The 17,266-nt window shown below is 58.9% G+C and carries 12 protein-coding genes; 9 read left to right on the top strand and 3 right to left on the bottom strand.

Annotated elements, in window-relative coordinates:
* Positions 1 to 7: 7 nt before the first annotated feature.
* On the bottom strand, positions 8 to 709 hold the full coding sequence (locus ACO0LO_RS19840) for a pirin family protein (RefSeq protein ID WP_422966624.1): 702 nt from the start codon (positions 707 to 709) through the stop codon (positions 8 to 10).
* Between the two features lie 117 nt (positions 710 to 826).
* Between ACO0LO_RS19840 and gluQRS the strand changes: the two genes are divergently transcribed.
* The gene (gluQRS, locus tag ACO0LO_RS19835; RefSeq protein WP_422966623.1) at positions 827 to 1,777 is read left to right on the top strand and encodes a tRNA glutamyl-Q(34) synthetase GluQRS; all 951 of its coding nucleotides are present in this window, start codon (positions 827 to 829) and stop codon (positions 1,775 to 1,777) included.
* Positions 1,778 to 1,851: 74 nt separating this feature from the next.
* Here the strand turns inward: gluQRS and ACO0LO_RS19830 are convergent, their stop codons facing one another.
* A complete protein-coding gene (locus tag ACO0LO_RS19830; protein ID WP_422966622.1) occupies positions 1,852 to 3,414 on the bottom strand; it encodes a DEAD/DEAH box helicase in 1,563 nt (520 codons plus the stop codon).
* Positions 3,415 to 4,018: 604 nt separating this feature from the next.
* Between ACO0LO_RS19830 and ACO0LO_RS19825 the strand changes: the two genes are divergently transcribed.
* The 7 genes from ACO0LO_RS19825 (at position 4,019) to ACO0LO_RS19795 (ending at position 15,096) form a co-directional block, all read left to right on the top strand.
* A complete protein-coding gene (locus tag ACO0LO_RS19825) occupies positions 4,019 to 7,240 on the top strand; it encodes an efflux RND transporter permease subunit (protein WP_422966620.1) in 3,222 nt (1,073 codons plus the stop codon).
* Between the two features lies 1 nt (position 7,241).
* Positions 7,242 to 8,489, top strand: coding sequence for an efflux RND transporter periplasmic adaptor subunit (locus tag ACO0LO_RS19820; RefSeq protein WP_422966618.1), 1,248 nt, complete (start codon positions 7,242 to 7,244; stop codon positions 8,487 to 8,489).
* The gene (locus ACO0LO_RS19815) at positions 8,486 to 9,946 is read left to right on the top strand and encodes an efflux transporter outer membrane subunit (protein ID WP_422966616.1); all 1,461 of its coding nucleotides are present in this window, start codon (positions 8,486 to 8,488) and stop codon (positions 9,944 to 9,946) included. The genes ACO0LO_RS19820 and ACO0LO_RS19815 overlap by 4 nt, the downstream gene beginning before the upstream one ends.
* 436 nt (positions 9,947 to 10,382) lie before the next feature.
* A complete protein-coding gene (locus tag ACO0LO_RS19810; RefSeq protein ID WP_422966614.1) occupies positions 10,383 to 12,080 on the top strand; it encodes a methyl-accepting chemotaxis protein in 1,698 nt (565 codons plus the stop codon).
* 28 nt (positions 12,081 to 12,108) lie between these two features.
* Positions 12,109 to 12,954, top strand: coding sequence for a CheR family methyltransferase (locus tag ACO0LO_RS19805; protein WP_422966612.1), 846 nt, complete (start codon positions 12,109 to 12,111; stop codon positions 12,952 to 12,954).
* Positions 12,951 to 13,448, top strand: a complete 498-nt coding sequence (locus tag ACO0LO_RS19800) for a chemotaxis protein CheD (protein ID WP_422966610.1) — start codon at positions 12,951 to 12,953, stop codon at positions 13,446 to 13,448. Before ACO0LO_RS19805 ends, ACO0LO_RS19800 begins: the two co-directional genes overlap by 4 nt.
* 1 nt (position 13,449) lies before the next feature.
* Complete coding sequence (locus ACO0LO_RS19795; protein WP_422966608.1) at positions 13,450 to 15,096, top strand: chemotaxis protein CheW; 1,647 nt, start codon at positions 13,450 to 13,452, stop codon at positions 15,094 to 15,096.
* A gap of 45 nt (positions 15,097 to 15,141) precedes the next feature.
* On the opposite strand, the gene ACO0LO_RS19790 is transcribed toward ACO0LO_RS19795, so the two are convergent.
* A complete protein-coding gene (locus ACO0LO_RS19790) occupies positions 15,142 to 16,155 on the bottom strand; it encodes an oxidoreductase (RefSeq protein ID WP_422966606.1) in 1,014 nt (337 codons plus the stop codon).
* 80 nt (positions 16,156 to 16,235) lie between these two features.
* Between ACO0LO_RS19790 and ACO0LO_RS19785 the strand changes: the two genes are divergently transcribed.
* Entirely contained in the window at positions 16,236 to 17,213 is a 978-nt protein-coding gene (locus tag ACO0LO_RS19785; RefSeq protein WP_422966604.1) for an AraC family transcriptional regulator, read from the top strand.
* The last annotated feature ends 53 nt before the right edge of the window (positions 17,214 to 17,266 follow it).

Here is a 17,266-nt window from a genome sequence, read left to right as displayed (position 1 = left end):
GCCTGGACTATACCGGCAGGTCGAATACCAGTACCTCGGCCTGCCTGCCCTGCTCCATGCTCAGCAGTTCTTCCGATTTCAGCTTCAGCGCATCGCCGGTCTGCAAGGCAATGCCGTTGACCGTCAGCTCACCGCGCGCCAGATGCACATAGGCCAGCCGGTTTTTCTGCAGCGCAAGGCTGGCCTGCTGGTCACCGTCGAACAGGCCGACGTACAGGCGCGCGTCCTGATGGATCTTGACCGCGCCATCCTCCGCATCCGGTGATGCCACCAGCCTGAGCCGCCCGATCTTATCCTCGCGGCTGAAGTTCTTTTCCTCATAGCCGGGAGGGATCCCGCCCTGGTCTGGCATGATCCAGATCTGCAGCAAATGCGCAGGGTTCTTTTCAGATGCATTGAATTCAGAATGCATGACGCCGGTGCCGGCGCTCATACGCTGCACATCACCCGGGCGGATCACGCTGCCATTGCCCATGCTGTCCTTGTGCGCAATTTCGCCTTCCAGCACGTAGGTGATGATTTCCATGTCGCGGTGGCCGTGCGTGCCAAAGCCCATGCCGGGATCAATCCAGTCTTCATTGATGACGCGCAACGGACCGAAACCCATGTGCGTGGGATCATGATAATCGGCAAAAGAGAAGCTATGATAAGACTTCAGCCAGCCGTGCTCCGCATGACCGCGCTCCTGGGATTTGCGTATGGTAATCATATAAGGCCTTTCTTCCGGTAGTGGAATTTCATCACTATATATGGGCAGGGCCCCATCAACCCATATTTTTCTTATAATCCTTAGACCCTGTAACATTTCGGTTTCTAGCAGCAGCGCATGACACAAGAAAACAAAGACACCTCTGACAACATCAAAGCCAGCCGGCGCCCTTATATAGGCCGTTTTGCGCCATCGCCCACTGGCCCGTTGCACCTGGGCTCACTCGTGGCTGCCATGGCAAGCTACCTGGACGCCAGGGCGCATGAAGGGCTGTGGCTGGTGCGCATGGAAGACCTGGATTTTGACCGCAATGTTGCCGGTGCGGATCAGGCGATTCTCGATACCCTGCAGCGCTGCGGCATGCACATCGATGGCGACGTGTTATGGCAGAGCAAGCGCCAGCATCTGTATGAAGCCGTGTTTGAGCAACTGGGAACACAAGTCTATCCTTGTGCCTGCTCCCGCAAGGAGATCGCCGATTCGCGCACTGGTACATCCGGCAGCGGCGCTGCCGCACTAATTTACCCCGGCACCTGCCGCAACGGCCTGGCAGCCGGCAGGCAGGCCCGCGCCTACCGCCTGCGCGTGCCGGATGCTGCCGACGGCATCATCCGATTCCATGACCGCTGGTGCGGCGATATCGGACAGGACCTGGGCAGCGAAGTGGGAGATTTTGTGCTGAAGCGCGCAGATGGTTTCTGGGCTTACCAGCTGGCGGTCGTGGTGGACGATGCCGCGCAGGGGATCACACATATTGTGCGAGGGGCCGACCTGCTGGACTCTACTGCCAGGCAAATCTATCTACAGCGCCTGCTCGGTCTGCCGCAGCCTGCTTACCTGCACGTGTCAGTAGTGGCCAATGCTGCCGGTGAAAAACTGTCCAAGCAGACTGGGGCGCAGGCTTTTGATAAAGGCGCTTCAGAAGAAGATTTGATACGCGACGCCTTGCTGCCTGCCGCGCAACTTCTCGGTCTGCAGATTCAGGAAGCAGGCAATATCGGGGTATTCTGGGAAAAAGCGGTGCCCGCGTGGATGCACTTACTGGAACGACGCGGGACAGGATGCTGACATTGTTCCCCGGCCTTCATGCAGCCGGACATGTCCGGCTGAAGGCGCTATCTGCACCAGGGTAACAAAGGAGATCAGGATTGCTTGACGAGGCCACCCAGCAGTGCGGCTTTTTTCTGCGGTTTGTTGCTCGGCAGATTTTGCGGTGTGGATACCGGGTTGCTCATTGAGCTTGCCACCTGGCTAGTGCTGGGCTCGTAAGGCTTCAGGAACCATGGATCAACCCTCTCGCGCGGTGGAGTGTAACCGCGATGCGGCCGCTCCGTACCACGCTCGCCGCGGTCTGCACGGTCGCTACGCTCTGGTCTTTCTGTGCGCTCGGTGCGCTCTGCACGCTCGCCACGCCCGGCGGAGCCGGCCGATCCGGCATACGCTGCCGTATCGCGCGGACGACGTTCCGCGCCATGCAAGGAAGTAGCGACAAATCCGGCCAGTTGCAGGCGCACGATTTTTTGCTTGATGAGCTTTTCGATATCGATCAGCAGGCGCTCATCCTTGTCGGTATGCAGCGAAATCGCATCGCCCTTGGCGCCTGCACGGCCGGTACGGCCGATACGGTGCACATAGTCTTCCGCGTTGTACGGCAAGTCGAAATTGATCACGCACGGCATTTCGGAGATATCCAGGCCGCGGGCGGCAACGTCAGTCGCCACCAGCACTTCGACTTCGCCGCGCTTGAATGCTTCCAGCGCCGCCATGCGTTCAGATTGCGATTTGTCGCCGTGGATCGCCGACGCCTTGACGCCTTGCTTCACCAGATGCACCGCCAGGCGTGACGCGCCTATCTTGGTATTGGAAAACACGATGACCTGCTTCAGGCCGCGTTCGCGGATGATGAAAGAAACTGCGTCGCGCTTCTCTTCTTCTGCAACCTTGTACAGGATCTGCGTAACGTTTTCTGCGGTTGAATTGCCGCGTGCAACTTCTATCGTCACCGGATCGGTCAGGAAGCTGGCTGCCAGCTTCTTGATTTCCTGGGAGAATGTCGCCGAAAACATCAGGTTCTGGCGTTTCGCAGGCAGCAGGTTGATGATGCGCTGCAAATCCGGCAAGAAGCCCATGTCCAGCATGCGGTCCGCCTCATCCATGACAAGGATCTGCGTCTGCGACAGGTTGATGGTTTTTTGCTGCACGTGATCCAGCAGGCGTCCCGGCGTTGCAATGACGATCTCTATGCCGGAGCGCAGTGCGGCTACCTGTGGCGCCATGTCCATGCCGCCGAAAACGACGGTTGCGCGCAAAGGCGTGTACTGGCAATAGGCTTTGACATTATCGGCAACCTGGTCGGCCAGTTCGCGCGTCGGCGTCAGTATCAATGCGCGGACGGGGTGGCGGGCAGGCGATGCACTGTTGCTCGCATGCGCCAGCAGCAGCTGGATGATCGGCAATGCGAAGCCGGCGGTTTTGCCCGTGCCGGTTTGCGCTGCGCCCATCACGTCTCGCCCTTTCAGGACGACAGGGATAGCCTCGGCCTGGATAGGCGTAGGATGTACATATCCCTGGTCTGACAAGGCGCGCAAAATCTCGGCGGACAGCCCGAAATCTTCAAAACGGACAGTGGGAACAGGCTTTACTGGCGCAGCTTCGGCAGCGATGCTGTCCTGCGTGGTATCGGTATCGGACTTGATATCAGTCATTGTATGGTAGTGGGCTTCCCGTGAGTTGAGCACGGTACCAACGGATGATGAGTTTGTTGGCAAGATCGTATATCTAAGACAATCAACAGAGGTAAGCGAAGGCTAGAAAGATGAGAGTATATTACAAATCAATGAGTTAGAGTAATTTACAAAAATTAGGAATCGCCAGCCGAACGTTTTCCGCCTTTAGCCGTCCAAACGCCTGCTGCTTGAGGCAGCACGGGTCTGTTGACCCATCAATGGCAGCCGGCAGGCATGTGCAGCATATATATTTGGCAACATATAGAGATTTTCTTTGTTTTTTTGATATTGGTTTTTCTCATTGTTTCAGGTTTTCGCAGTGCAGCAAAATAGCGATACAAGCCGTTACCATGCCAATACGCGACGATACGGGAAAGCGCATATCATCCTAGCCTCTGGGGCCGGGGCGTTAATATATCGGTTGCTTATGCTTCTGTCATTGCCCGGCTGCCCGGTTGTCTGATTTACCTTACAATGTCCCCGCTTTGCTGGCGCGGTCTTTGCTAAATAAACTGTATGTATATCATGCCCTTAGCCCCCAGGCTGCCACTAGCTAACTCTTCATTGCGGAAAACTATTTAAGATGTGGATCGTTAATATTGCACTGCGGCGACCTTACACGTTTATCGTGATGGCGCTGTTGATTTTACTGTCTACGCCTTTGGTCCTGACCAAGATGGCGACAGACATTTTTCCTGAAATCAACATCCCTGTCGTCAGCATCATCTGGAACTACAATGGACTGTCGGCCCAGGAAATGGGGCAACGCATCACTGCGGTCAACGAGCGCAGCCTGACTACCACCGTCAACGACATTGAACATATAGAATCGCAGTCGCTGGCCGGCATTGCCATCATCAAGATTTTCTTCCAGCCTACGGCAAACATTCAAACCGCGATTGCGCAGGTCGTTTCCATCGAACAGGCGCAATTGCGTCAGTTGCCGGCCGGCATTACGCCACCGCTGGTGATCAAGTATTCCGCCTCCAGCATCCCGGTCATCCAGCTGGGCCTGTCCAGCGCTACGATGAATGAGCAGTCTTTGTTCGATACCGCAGTCAACTTCCTGCGGCCGCAACTGATCACGATCCCCGGCGCTGCGGTGCCCTTCCCGTTCGGCGGCAAATCGCGGCTGGTATCGGTGGATATGGACACCCAGGCACTGTTATCCAAAGGACTGACCCCCACTGACGTAGTGACCGCTGTCAATGCGCAAAATTTGGCGCTGCCGTCCGGCACCGCCAAGATCGGTGCGACTGAGTTCAACGTCAACATGAACGGCTCGCCGGATACCATTGCCGGCCTGAACAATATCCCGGTGCTGAACAAAAACGGCACCATGACCTACCTGTCCGAAGTGGCGCGGGTACGCGACGGTTTCTCGCCGCAAACCAACATCGTCCGGCAGAACGGCGAACGCGGCGTATTGCTGTCCGTGCTGAAAAACGGTGGTTCATCAACGCTGGACATCGTCAATACCTTGCGCGGCCTGCTGCCTGCAGCGATGCAGACGTTGCCGAAAGAGTTGAAGATAGAACCGCTGTTCGACCAGTCCGTCTTCGTGAAAGCTGCAATCACGGGCGTCATCCACGAGGCGCTGATCGCTGCCTTGCTGACGGCAGCGATGATCCTGGTGTTCCTCGGCAACTGGCGCAGCACCTGCATCATCGCCGTATCCATCCCGCTGTCCATCCTGGCCTCCATCCTGGCGTTGTATGCGCTGGGCGAGACCATCAACATCATGACATTGGGAGGACTGGCACTGGCGGTGGGTATCCTGGTGGACGATGCGACGGTTACCATCGAAAACATAGAACGGCATCTGCACCAGGGCTCGGATTTGCATAAAGCCATCCTGGACGGCGCCGGCGAGATTGCCATCCCTGCGCTGGTTTCCACGCTGTGTATCTGTATCGTGTTCCTGCCGATGTTCTTCCTGACGGGCGTGGCACGCTACCTGTTCGTGCCGCTAGCCGAAGCCGTGGTGTTTGCGATGCTGGCCTCTTATGTATTGTCGCGTACGCTGGTGCCGACCATGGTCATGATGATGATGGGCAATGTGCACAATGATCCCAATGCCAAGCCCAGCCTGCTGCAAAGGATGTACCGTCGCTTCGACGCCGCATTTGAAAAATTCCGCGGCGGCTACATCATCATCCTGTCATCGCTGCTGACGCACCGCAAAACCTTCGGCAGCCTGTTCCTGGCCTTCTGCGTGCTGTCATGCGGCCTCGGCTTCGGGCTCGGCCGCGACTTCTTCCCCAGCGTCGACTCAGGCCAGATACGGCTGCACATGCGCGCCCCCACCGGCACCCGCATAGAAGAAACCGCGCGCCTAGCTGACGAAGTGGAAAAAATGATACGCGAGGTCATTCCCGCCAAGGAAATCGGCACCGTGCTGGACAACCTGGGCCTGCCATACAGCGGCATCAACCTGTCCTATAGCAATGCCGGCACGATAGGCACGATGGATGGCGAGATCCTGGTATCGCTGAAAGAAGGCCATAGCGCCACCGGCGGTTATATAGACACGCTGCGGCGCGAACTGCCCAAGCGTTTCCCTGGCCTGGAGTTTTTCTTCCAGCCGGCCGACATCGTAACGCAGATCCTGAACTTCGGCCTGCCGGCAGCGCTGGATATCCAGGTATCCGGGGCCAACCTGCAAAATAATTATGCGCTGGCCAGCAAACTGATGAAGCAGGTGAAACAGGTTTCCGGCGCAGTGGACGTGCATATCCAGCAGAAGCTGGACCAGCCCACGCTGGCGCTGGATATGGACCGCAGCCAGATCAAGCAGCTGGGCCTGAATCCGGTGGATGTTGCGCAAAACCTGCTGGTATCGCTGTCCGGCAGTTTCCAGACAGCCCCGGCGTTCTGGCTGAACCCTGTCAACGGCGTGGTGTACAGCATTGCCGTGCAGACGCCGCAGCACCAGATCAGCGACCTGAATGCGCTGCTGAGCACACCTGTCAGGTCCGCTTCGGCGGCCGGCGGCACCGGTAACGGCATCGTTCCTTCGCAATTGCTGAGCAACCTGGTCCAGGTGAAACCGGCGCAGCAGATGGCCGTCGTTTCGCATTACAACATCACCCCTGTCATCGACCTGTACGTCAACGTACAAGGCCGCGACCTCGGCAGCGTGTCCGGCGAAGTGGAAAAGCTGGTCAAACAGATGGAGCCTGATCTGCCGCGCGGCACCCGCATCACGATACGCGGCCAGGTGGAAACGATGAAATCCTCCTTCGTCGGCCTGGGCATAGGCTTGCTGATGGCGATCGTGCTGGTGTACCTGCTGATCGTCGTCAACTTCCAGTCCTGGGTGGACGCCTTCATTATTGTCACTGCGCTGCCGGCGGCGCTGGCCGGTATCGCCTGGATGCTGTTCCTGACAGGGACCACGCTCAGCGTGCCGGCACTGACGGGGGCCATCATGACAATGGGGGTTGCCACCGCCAACAGTATCCTGATGGTGTCGTTCGCGCGGCAACGCCTGAATGACGGCTTGCCGCCGCTGTCGGCTGCGCTGGAAGCCGGCGCCACCCGTATCCGTCCTGTGCTGATGACGGCACTGGCCATGATCATCGGCATGGTCCCGATGGCGATAGGCATGGGCGAAGGTGCGGAACAGAATGCGCCTCTCGGCCGCGCAGTTATCGGCGGCCTGCTGTTCGCCACGGTTTCCACACTGTTTTTTGTCCCTATTGTTTTTGCCAGCGTCCACCGCTACCTGGAACATCGCAAGGCCGCACGGCCGGCGAGCCAGCCCCATTCATCATCTCCTGCTGTAGAAGAAGGGAAGTCCTGATATGTCTGATAAACGCCATGCCGTACTCGGTATCCATAGCGCGGAAGGGGATGCACACAGCGACCCGCATGCCCCTCATCCACGCGGCCCGATATTGAAACGCGCCAAATTCATAAGCGTCTCCGTACTGACCCTGCTGGTGCTGGGCGCCGTCGCCACAATGGTGCTGCGCGGCTTTCACGCCAGCGCGCTGGCCGAATCCACCACCGAACAGGCCCGGCAGTATGTAACGACGGTCAATGCCAAGCCGTCGGGCAACGACGATGCGCTGAGCCTGCCCGGTACACTGCAAGGCATTATCGAATCGCCGATCTATGCGCGCAGCAGCGGCTACGTGCTGCGCTGGAACAAAGACATCGGCAGCAAGGTTGCCAAGGGTGACATACTGGCCGAAATCGACACGCCGGAAGTAGATCAGCAGTTGTCGCAGGCCATCGCCAGCCGGCAGCAGGCAGCTTCCAGCCTGGAGCTGGCCAAGTCTTCCGCCGAACGCTGGGAAGCGCTGCGCAAGAAAGACGCGGTCACACAACAGGAACTGAACGAACGCAGCAGCGCTTATACGCAAGCCCAGGCCAACCTGGCCGCCGCCGACGCTAATGTGCGTCGCCTGCAGCAACTGGAAGGCTTCAAGAAAGTGGTCGCGCCGTTTGCCGGCGTCATCACCAGGCGTAATGTGGAGATCGGCGACCTGATCGATGCCGGCAACGGCGGCGCAGGACGCGCCCTCTTCACGCTGGCCCAGGTCGATCCTCTCAGGGTCTATGTCTACGTGCCGCAAGCCTATGCGCAGCGCATCAAGGTCGGAGATACCGTCAAGGTCACGCAGGGCGAACTGGCCGGCCAGGTGTTCCAGGGCACGGTCGCCCGTACGGCCGGCGCCATCGATGCCGCCACCCGTACGCTGCAACTGGAAATCAACCTGCCCAACAAGGACAACAAACTGCTGGCCGGTACTTACGTACAAGTCGCGTTGCCGATCAGCGGCACGTCCAATGCTCTGCTGGTACCGTCCAATGTGCTGCTGTTCCGTCCAGAGGGAACCCGCGTCGCCGTGGTTGATGACAAAGGACAAGTCAAGCTGCACACGGTCACCATAGGCCACGATCTCGGCAATGCGCTGGAAATCCTGGACGGCATCAGCACAGCCGACAAGCTGGTGCTGAATCCGGCGGATTCGCTGGCGGACAACGACTTGGTCACACTGGTTAAACCAAAGCAGGCACAGGCCGGCAAGAAGGCAGGTTCATGAGAGCGCTGCCATGCCTGACTGAACGCTTGGGCGGGCGCCTGACCATACTGGCCGCCGCGCTGGCGCTGGCAGCCTGCGCCATTGCTCCCGATTATAAAAAACCCGATGTCGCCATGCCGGCCGCCTGGCAGTCTGCTTCGCCGTTCTCCGTGGGCGCACCGAATGACGGCGCCCTCAAAGGCAATTGGTGGGAAGTATTCGGGGATGCGCAACTGAACCAGCTGGCACAGCAGGTGATGGCGCAAAACCAGAGCCTGCAGGTATCAGCGGCAAGGCTGGAGCAGGCACGCGCGCAAGTCAGCGTCAGCGCAGCGGGCCTGTTCCCGCAGGTCGGACTGCAAGCCGGCGCGGCGCGCCAGAAAACTTCTGCCGACCGGCCATTGTCCTCTTACAGCGTCGCCAACCAGTCCACGGTACAAAACAATTATCAGCTAGGCTTTGCCGTGAATTACGAAGCCGACCTGTTCGGCCGCGTGCGCAGTGCAGTGGCCAGCGCACAGGCCTCTTCCGAACAAGCAGCAGCAGACTTTGAAAACGCCAGATTGCTGCTGACCTCGGAACTGGCCGCCGACTATTTCAACCTGCGCGCACTTGATGCCGAAATCGACGTTATCCGCCAGGGTATTGCGCTGCAGGAAAAAGCGCTGGCATTCATCAGCGCGCGCCATGAGCTGGGTGTTGCCTCCGGCCTGGATCTGGCGCAGCAGCAAGCACTGCTCGACACCAGCAGGACCCAACTGAACCTGCTGCAAAACCAGCGCGCGAAGTATGAGCATGCATTGGCGACAATGACCGGCACACCGGCACCCAATTTCACGCTGGCGCCGGAAATCGTCAAACTGGCGCCGCCTGCCTTGCCGGTCGGCTTGCCGTCCGACGTGCTGCAGCGCCGGCCCGACGTTGCCTCTGCCGAACGCGCAGTGGCCGCCGCCAATGCCAATATCGGCATCGCCCGTGCGGCCTATTTCCCAACCATCCTGTTGCAGACCAATGGCGGCTGGGATGCTGCGCAGATAGGCAACCTGTTCAATGCGCCTAGCCTGTTATGGTCGCTCGGCTCCTCCGTCACGCAGACCCTGTTCGATGCCGGCAAGACCAGTGCTACGGTCAAGATCAGCGAAGCCGGCTACATGGCTTCGGTGGCGGGCTATCGCCAGAGCGTGCTGGTGGCGATGCAGGAGGTGGAAGACGGCATTTTCGGGCTGACCAGCCTCGACAGTGCCGGCAAGCAGGCGGAAGCCAGCGTACGCAGTTCGCAACGTGTGCTTGACCTGGCCAACGATCGCTACACCGGTGGCCTGGATACCTACCTGGACGTCATTACCGCCCAGCAAACGCTGTTGAACAACCAGCGCCAGGCGGTACAGATACACGGTCAGCAGATGCTGACCTCGGTCTACCTGATCAAGGCATTGGGCGGCGGCTGGGAAGCCGGCACCATGCAGGCGGCCAAATAAACCGCAATAAACTGCAATAAACTGCAGTAATCCACAGCGGGCCTACGCTCGTATCGCTCGGGTAATGTGTGGCACAGCAAAAGGGATTGCAGAGGCAATCCCTTTTGTCTTTCTCAAGCAACAAATTTCCAGCCTGCAACCACAAATATCTGCTTCTGCCAGCCAACCTGTGAATTCTTACAGGCATGCGCGCAAGAAGACATGATGTATAGTTTTCTTAACCAAATCCAAACATTGTTTCAATTTAAACACCGCATTTAAACGGCTTGCGTCCGCGGCCTTTTCGGTTTTACATCCGGTCCCGCACCTTCGACGAAAAACAGGTAGGCAAACAGATCCGTCCCCAGGTGTAGCACTCCAGAGCATGCAGGTACAAAAGGAACAATATTCCTTCTGACAATAATCAGCATCATCACCAAACGCCAAGGGAAAAGACATGGAAGCGACCAACCAAGTGGGCAACGCCCAGGATCTGGATTTACAAGCCATTAATACCGCCCTGAACCGCGTGCAGGCGCTGATTGAATTTGAACTGGACGGCACCATCTTGCATGCGAATGAAAATTTCCTCAACACGCTGGGCTATACGCTGGATGAGGTGCGCGGCAAGCACCACTCCATTTTTTGCGAGCCCGAATATGTGAAATCGTCGGAATATAAACAGTTCTGGGCTACGCTGGCGCGCGGCGAGTTCGACCAGGGCGACTACAAGCGCATAGGCAAGCAAGGCCAGGAAGTCTGGATCAGCGCTTCATACAACCCCATCATCGACGCCAAGGGCAAACCCTACAAGGTCATCAAATTCGCCACCGACGTCACGGCGGAGAAACTGAAGAGCGCCGAAAACCTGGGCAAGATCAACGCCATCGACAAGGCGCAAGCGGTCATCGAATTCGACATGAACGGCCTGGTGCTGGATGCGAACAGCAATTTCCTGGATATCATGGGCTACCCGCTGGAAGACATCAAAGGCGAGCACCACAAGATGTTTGTGGACCGCGAATTTGCCGCCAGCGCCGAATACAAGCGCTTCTGGCAGAAGCTGAACCGCGGCGAATTCGACAGCGGCCGCTACAAGCGCATTGGCAGCGACGGCAGGGAAGTATGGATACAGGCGACCTACAACCCCATCCTGGACCTCAATGGCAAACCCTACAAGGTTGTCAAATTTGCGATCGACATTTCAGAACAGGTGGCCATGGAAAACAGCGTCCGGAGCAAAACCGATGCCGATAGCCGCAAGGTGCAGCAGTTGCTGGAATCAGTCGGCAAGGCGGCCCAGGGCGACCTGACCTGCGACATCAAGGTGGAAGGCACCGAGCCGATAGACATGCTGGCAGACGGCATACGCAAGATGATCAATGACCTGCGAGCTGTTATCGGAGACGTGGTCAGTTCCGCCGGCGGCCTGGCGGAATCGTCCAACAAGATCGCCGAGCGTTCGGGTGAAGTGGCGCTGGGCACGCAGGCGCTAGGCGCTACGGTGGAACAGATGAATGCGTCGATAGACGGCCTCACCTCGTCCATCAACTCGATTGCAGACAGCACATCAAACGCCGATTTCCTGGCGAAATCCACGCAGCAGGAGGCCGAAGCAGGCGCAAAGGCCGTCGCCAAATCGATAGAGGCGATGGACCTGATCAACCGCTCTTCGGAAGACATAGGAGAAATCGTCAAGGTCATCAGCGAGATCGCCGGCCAGACCAATATGCTGGCCTTCAACGCCGCGATTGAAGCGGCACGCGCGGGCGAACATGGGCTGGGCTTCTCGGTCGTGGCGGATGAAGTGCGCAAGCTGGCAGAACGCTCTTCGCAGGCCACCAAGGAAATCTCCAAACTCATCAACGAATCCGTGAAGCGGGTGTCGACCGGCAGCGAAATCTCCCGGCAGGCCAGCGATGCCTTCGACAAGATCGTATCAGGCGTGGCACAGACCACGCTGGCCATCTCCGACATTTCCAGAGCGGCCAACGAACAATTGCTGACTGCGCGAGAAGTGAGCACGGCGATCCAGTATATCGCCGAGGAAGCGGAAAAATCCGCCGCCAGCTGCGACAGCATCGCGCGCTCCACCGACGACCTGAACCAGCGTGCCGGGAACATGAACAAAGTGGTTTCAGGTTTCGTCGTGTAGCGGTGGCTGGCAGGGTGCAGGGGTGGCGATGACACAGGAACGCGGACTCAATGCAGCAACGCTGGCGGCGTTGATCGGGCTCGTGCGCAAGCACACCGGCATCGCCATGAATGAAAAGAAAAGCGTACTGCTGGAAGGAAGACTACGCCCGCGGCTGCAGGCACTGTCACTGGCCAGCTACCAGGATTACCTGGCGATGCTGGAACGCGACCATACCGAGGTGCCCTACTTCATCGACATGGTCACTACCAACGACACGCTATTTTTCCGCACTGCGCAGGTATGGAAATTTTTCTCCGAACAATTCTTGCCAGAGTGGCTGACGCTGCACCCTGGCGAATGCCTGCGTATCTGGTCTGCCGCTTCCGCCAGCGGCGAAGAAGTATATTCGATCGCAATGCTGTGCCATGAGTTCCAGCTGAAGTCCGGCGGTTTCCGTTACCAGATACTGGGTACCGATATTTCGCAGAACATGCTGGCAACGGCGGCGCTCGGCGAATATGGCGGGCGCTCGGTGGAGCGCATCAAGGCGTCGCACCCGGAGCTGTTCGTCAAATATTTCACCGCTGCTGCATCTTCCTCCGCCTCTATCAAGGCAAAGGTTAACGATGAATTGAAACAGTATGTCGGTTTCGCACCGCACAACCTGCTGGCGCCGTTGAAATCAATGAAAAAGTTCGACATTGTCTTCCTGCGCAATGTGCTGATCTATTTTGACGCCGAACACCAGGCCAAGGTATTGGGCAACGTGCGGCATAGCATGAAGCAGCATGCGCGGCTCGTCGTCGGCGAGTCCGATTCCATCGGTCACCTGGGCACGGGCTACCAGTTTGAAATGCCGCTGATTTACCGGATGAATGGAGCAACAGCATGATCACCAGCACAGGCAGCGACATCATCGAATACCACCATCTGGACGTGGGCATGGGCGAAGTCAAAATCGGCGCCCATTACGATCTGCTGCAGGCGGTACTGGGCTCCTGTGTCGGCATCGGCTTCATCTGGAAAAAAGCCGGCCGCTGCGGCCTGGCACATTGCCTGCTGCCGGAGGCGCCGGGACAGATCTGCAGCCTTGGGGCGCGCTATGTGAACCAGGCAGTGCCGTCGCTGCTGAAGCTGATGCGGGCCACGGAAGAAGATTACCCGGATATAGAAGTCATCCTGGCCGGCGGCGCGCAGATGCTGCACAACGGCTCGCCCCGCTTCCAGGTGGGCATGCTGAATGCGGTGGCGGCAAAAAAATACCTGGGCGAATGCGGCCTGCGACTCAGCTATTGCGAACTCGGCGGCCGCTGCGGCCGGCGCATTCTGATCGATTGCGCACAGCAGAGTTTTTCCGTCAGCGAAATTGCCCAGCGAAGGAATTGACATGGAAGTGCTTGAAACGCCGGAAACGGCTGCTGCCCCGCCCTCGTCAGAATTGGACCGCATGGCCGGCAGGATGCTGGACGCCGCAAAGGCTGCTTCCACGCACGACCCGAAAGCCCAGGCAGGTTCCGCCAAGGCAGCCACCGAGCTGTTCGGCTCCTTCTTCCTCGGCACGGAAGAATTTTCGCTTCCCGCCAGCTGCATACGCGAAGTGGTGAATTTCCCTGAAAAGATGACTGTCCTGCCGTTGTCGCCGCCCTTCCTGGAAGGCATGTTCAACCTGCGTGGCACGGTCATCCCGGTCGTGAACCTGGCCCACCTGTTTTCACCGGAAGCACCCAGCGCCAATAACACCCAGGTAATAGCGATCATCGACTATGAGCAGGTGCTGGTCGGCATGCTGTTCGATGCCACCGGCGAGATACTGCGCGTGCGGCCCGAGCAGCGTAGCATGCTGCAATATGCCGGAGAAAATGCGCGCGGCGTCATTGCCGGCACCATCCTGCTGGAAGACGGGGCGCGGCTACTGCAGATCCTCGATGCAGGAGCGCTGATCAGCATAGAAAACGTGCCGCAGGTACTCGCGCTGCGCGCCGCCAACCAGAAAGAGCACAGCCAGCAATACAAGACACAGGCACAGCGCCGCCAGTGCGTCAGCTTCCATGTGGGGCCGGCATCGTTTGCATTCGAGATGAGCGCCATCCAGGAAATCATCAGGGTGCCCGAACTGCAAAGCTCAGTGTTGAACAGCAAGCTATGCCTGGGCAGGATGAATTTCCGCGGCAGCCCGGTGGCCGTGGTCGATTTCGCCACCTTGCTGAATGCGCCGCACACGGAGCAGCAGGCGACCGCAGACCAGCGCGTCATCCTCGCACGCATAGACGATGCGTCGATAGGCTTTTTGGTTGATTCCGTCGACAGCATTGTCAGCTTTTTCCCCAGTGAGCTGCTGCCCATCCCCTTGCTGAGCAAGGCACGCGCCGGCATGTTCGGCGGCTGCATTTCCCAACCTGGCGGTGGCGAAATCATTTTCCTGAATCACCATGAAATTTTTTCCCAGACCGAAATTGTCGAGATGCGCAAGGGCCACAGCAACCTGTACCCGGATCAGGAAGGTGCGCAAAACCAGAAAGCGCAATCGGCCGAGAGCGTAAAGCGCAAAGCCCAGCGCAAGGTGTATATCACCTTCCAGCTGGAAAGCACCTTTGCGGTGGAGATCACGCAGATACGCGAAATCATCGATTTTCCCCACACCGTCGTCATGCCTCCCGGCATGCCCGCCTTCATGCGCGGCATCCTGAACCTGCGGCAGCAAATGATCAGCATCATCGACCTGCGCGCGCTGTACAACATGCCGCCGCTGCCGGACGCCACCCTGGCCAAGATCCTGATCGTGGAACGCGAGCAGGAGCGCTACGGCCTGTTGGTGGACGCGGTAGAAGACATCATGACGATTGCCGACAGCAACCGCTTCCCTACCCCCAAGCTGGCGCGCAACAGCGCCAGCACCGACCTACGCGGCGAAATGGAAGAGGTCATCGATATCGTCGCCGAGGATGGCACACGGCGCACGCTGAGCGTTTTCGAATGCGATGCTTTCCTGCAGAGACTTGCGCGGGAGATGCCGGCGACGGGATTGCCCCAGTAGACCACAGCGCAGAAGCAAATCGGCGCCTGCACTGCGTGAATACGCTTATGCGATCCTGGCGCCGGTGAGCTGTTCGCTCAGGCTCCATAGCCTTTCTGCCATCTCCGCATCCACCGCGTACGGCATCACTCCCAGGGAGAAAGATCCTACCCGGCGGGTAGCCTCATCATTCCGCCTTGCCTCCATCTCCGGAGACAGCAAGGGCGCGACATCGCAGTTCTCGCAATACAGGCCGCCCATGCCGGCAAGCTGAGGGCTGGTTGCACACCAGACGCTGGTGGCAGCCCCTTGCTGGACAGTCTTCAGGTTCCTGGCTGGATCCAGGATGGCGTTGCCGTCCTCGTCAATGACGCCTGCCTTGCGCAACTCCTCATCCGTCAGGTAGCGCTTGAGGTCGGTGCCGACGATGCCGCCCGGATGCAAGGCAAAGGCCCTTATACCGTCCGCCATGCCGCGCTGGTCCAGCGCCAGCGCGAACAGGATGTTGGCCGTTTTTGACTGGCCGTAAGCCGACCAGCGGTCATAGTCGCGCCGCTCGAAATTCGGGTCGTCCATTACAACCGGCGAATGGCGGTGTCCCCATGACGATACCGAGACTACCCGCGCGCCGTTCGCGCGGCGCAGTGCCGGCCACAGCCGCACCGCAAGCTGGAAATGCCCCAGGTGGTTCGTCGCAAACTGCGACTCGTAGCCGCGCGCATCACGCTCCAGCGGGCATGCCATGATGCCCGCGCTATTGACCAGCATGTGCACAGGCTGGCCGGAGGCGAGCAGGTTTGCCGCGAAGGCATCAACCGAGGCCGGCTCCATCAGATCCATCGGACGGATTTCTACACCTTGCAGACCGGCCAGCGCCTGGCCGGCCTTTCCTATATCCCGGGCGGGAACGATGATCTTCGCGCCGGCAGCATGCAGCGCGCGCGTGGTCTCCAGGCCTATGCCGGCATAGCCGCCGGTGACGACGGCAAACTTGCCGGACAGATCAAGGTCCTTGCTGACTTCAGCAGCAGTGGACGCGGCGCCGAAGCCGGAATGGATGGATTGTTGCAGCACAGACATGACATATCTCCTAATTGAAAAGCGATGCGCCAGTGTATGCCGCAACAGCCGCACGATGAATGCTTGTGAATCCGGTTTATATGCGCGATAGTACGGAAATGCAGACCGATCCTTTTTCAGACATCCTTAAATTTGCGAACGCCCAATCGGTCGTTTCGGGCGGTTTCACCACGGGAGGCCCGTGGGCAATCCGCTTCTGGCCCAAGGGCAAGATCAAGTTCTTCGCAGTGGTAAAAGGGCATTGCTGGCTCAGCACCGGCGGCGAAAGTGCACCTGTGCTGGTCGAAGCGGGGGACGTGTTCCTGCTGTCGGCGCAAGGTCCCTTCATATTGGCCGGCGACCTGGAAACCGCGCCTGTGGAATCGGCAGCGATATTCACACCAGGCGCCTGCACGATCACGCAGCTGGGCGATGGAAGCGGCAGTTTCCTGATAGGCGGCCATGTGCGGCTGGATGCCCTCAGCGGCGAACTGCTGGCGGACGTGTTGCCGCCGCTGATCCATGTGCGGGCAAGCTCCGCCCGCGCCAAGGTGTTGCAATGGATAGTGGACCAGCTCGTGCACGAGGGAGCATCGGAATTTCCCGGTGCGGATGCGGCCTCTGCGCAACTGGCCCAGCTCATGTTCGTGCAGTTGCTGCGCGCCTATCTGACGGATGCAGATGCCCTTCCGGCAGGATGGCTGAGGACGCTTGGAGACGCGCGCCTGGCCCCCGCGCTCAGGCTGATGCATGGCGACCCGGCCCACCAGTGGCAGTTGGAAGAACTGGCAAACGCCGCTGCCATGTCGCGCACTACATTTGCATTGCGTTTCCGCACCGCGGCCGGGGTGCCTCCGCTGACTTATCTGTTCCACTGGCGCATGCGCCTTGCCGAGCGCGCGCTGCGCGACGGCAACGCCACAATGGCAGCGCTGGCGGCATCCCTGGGCTATACGTCCGAAAGCGCATTCAGCAACGCCTTCAAGCGGACGACCGGCATGGCACCTAAACGCTATCGCGATGCCGCCCGCGCGGAGGGCGGTCGGCTGCAACCGGAACTCGCAGACGAAGGATTATGACGCAGTTTAAAATGGTATGCAGCGAGGCGCCAGCGTAACTACCACAGCGAACA

This window comes from Undibacterium sp. TJN25, assembly GCF_049339885.1.
Taxonomy (GTDB): domain Bacteria; phylum Pseudomonadota; class Gammaproteobacteria; order Burkholderiales; family Burkholderiaceae_D; genus Undibacterium.
Note: the sequence above shows the minus strand (reverse complement) of the source record. Positions and strands in the feature narration are given on the sequence as shown.

Excerpts from the sequence above, each read along its gene's own strand:
- ACO0LO_RS19840 (WP_422966624.1), bottom strand. The coding sequence starts at position 709 with ATGATTACCATACGCAAATCCCAGGAGCGCGGTCATGCGGAGCACGGC.
- gluQRS (WP_422966623.1), top strand. The coding sequence starts at position 827 with ATGACACAAGAAAACAAAGACACCTCTGACAACATCAAAGCCAGCCGG.
- ACO0LO_RS19830 (WP_422966622.1), bottom strand. The coding sequence starts at position 3,414 with ATGACTGATATCAAGTCCGATACCGATACCACGCAGGACAGCATCGCT.
- ACO0LO_RS19825 (WP_422966620.1), top strand. The coding sequence starts at position 4,019 with ATGTGGATCGTTAATATTGCACTGCGGCGACCTTACACGTTTATCGTG.
- ACO0LO_RS19820 (WP_422966618.1), top strand. The coding sequence starts at position 7,242 with ATGTCTGATAAACGCCATGCCGTACTCGGTATCCATAGCGCGGAAGGG.
- ACO0LO_RS19815 (WP_422966616.1), top strand. The coding sequence starts at position 8,486 with ATGAGAGCGCTGCCATGCCTGACTGAACGCTTGGGCGGGCGCCTGACC.
- ACO0LO_RS19810 (WP_422966614.1), top strand. The coding sequence starts at position 10,383 with ATGGAAGCGACCAACCAAGTGGGCAACGCCCAGGATCTGGATTTACAA.
- ACO0LO_RS19805 (WP_422966612.1), top strand. The coding sequence starts at position 12,109 with ATGACACAGGAACGCGGACTCAATGCAGCAACGCTGGCGGCGTTGATC.
- ACO0LO_RS19800 (WP_422966610.1), top strand. The coding sequence starts at position 12,951 with ATGATCACCAGCACAGGCAGCGACATCATCGAATACCACCATCTGGAC.
- ACO0LO_RS19795 (WP_422966608.1), top strand. The coding sequence starts at position 13,450 with ATGGAAGTGCTTGAAACGCCGGAAACGGCTGCTGCCCCGCCCTCGTCA.
- ACO0LO_RS19790 (WP_422966606.1), bottom strand. The coding sequence starts at position 16,155 with ATGTCTGTGCTGCAACAATCCATCCATTCCGGCTTCGGCGCCGCGTCC.
- ACO0LO_RS19785 (WP_422966604.1), top strand. The coding sequence starts at position 16,236 with ATGCGCGATAGTACGGAAATGCAGACCGATCCTTTTTCAGACATCCTT.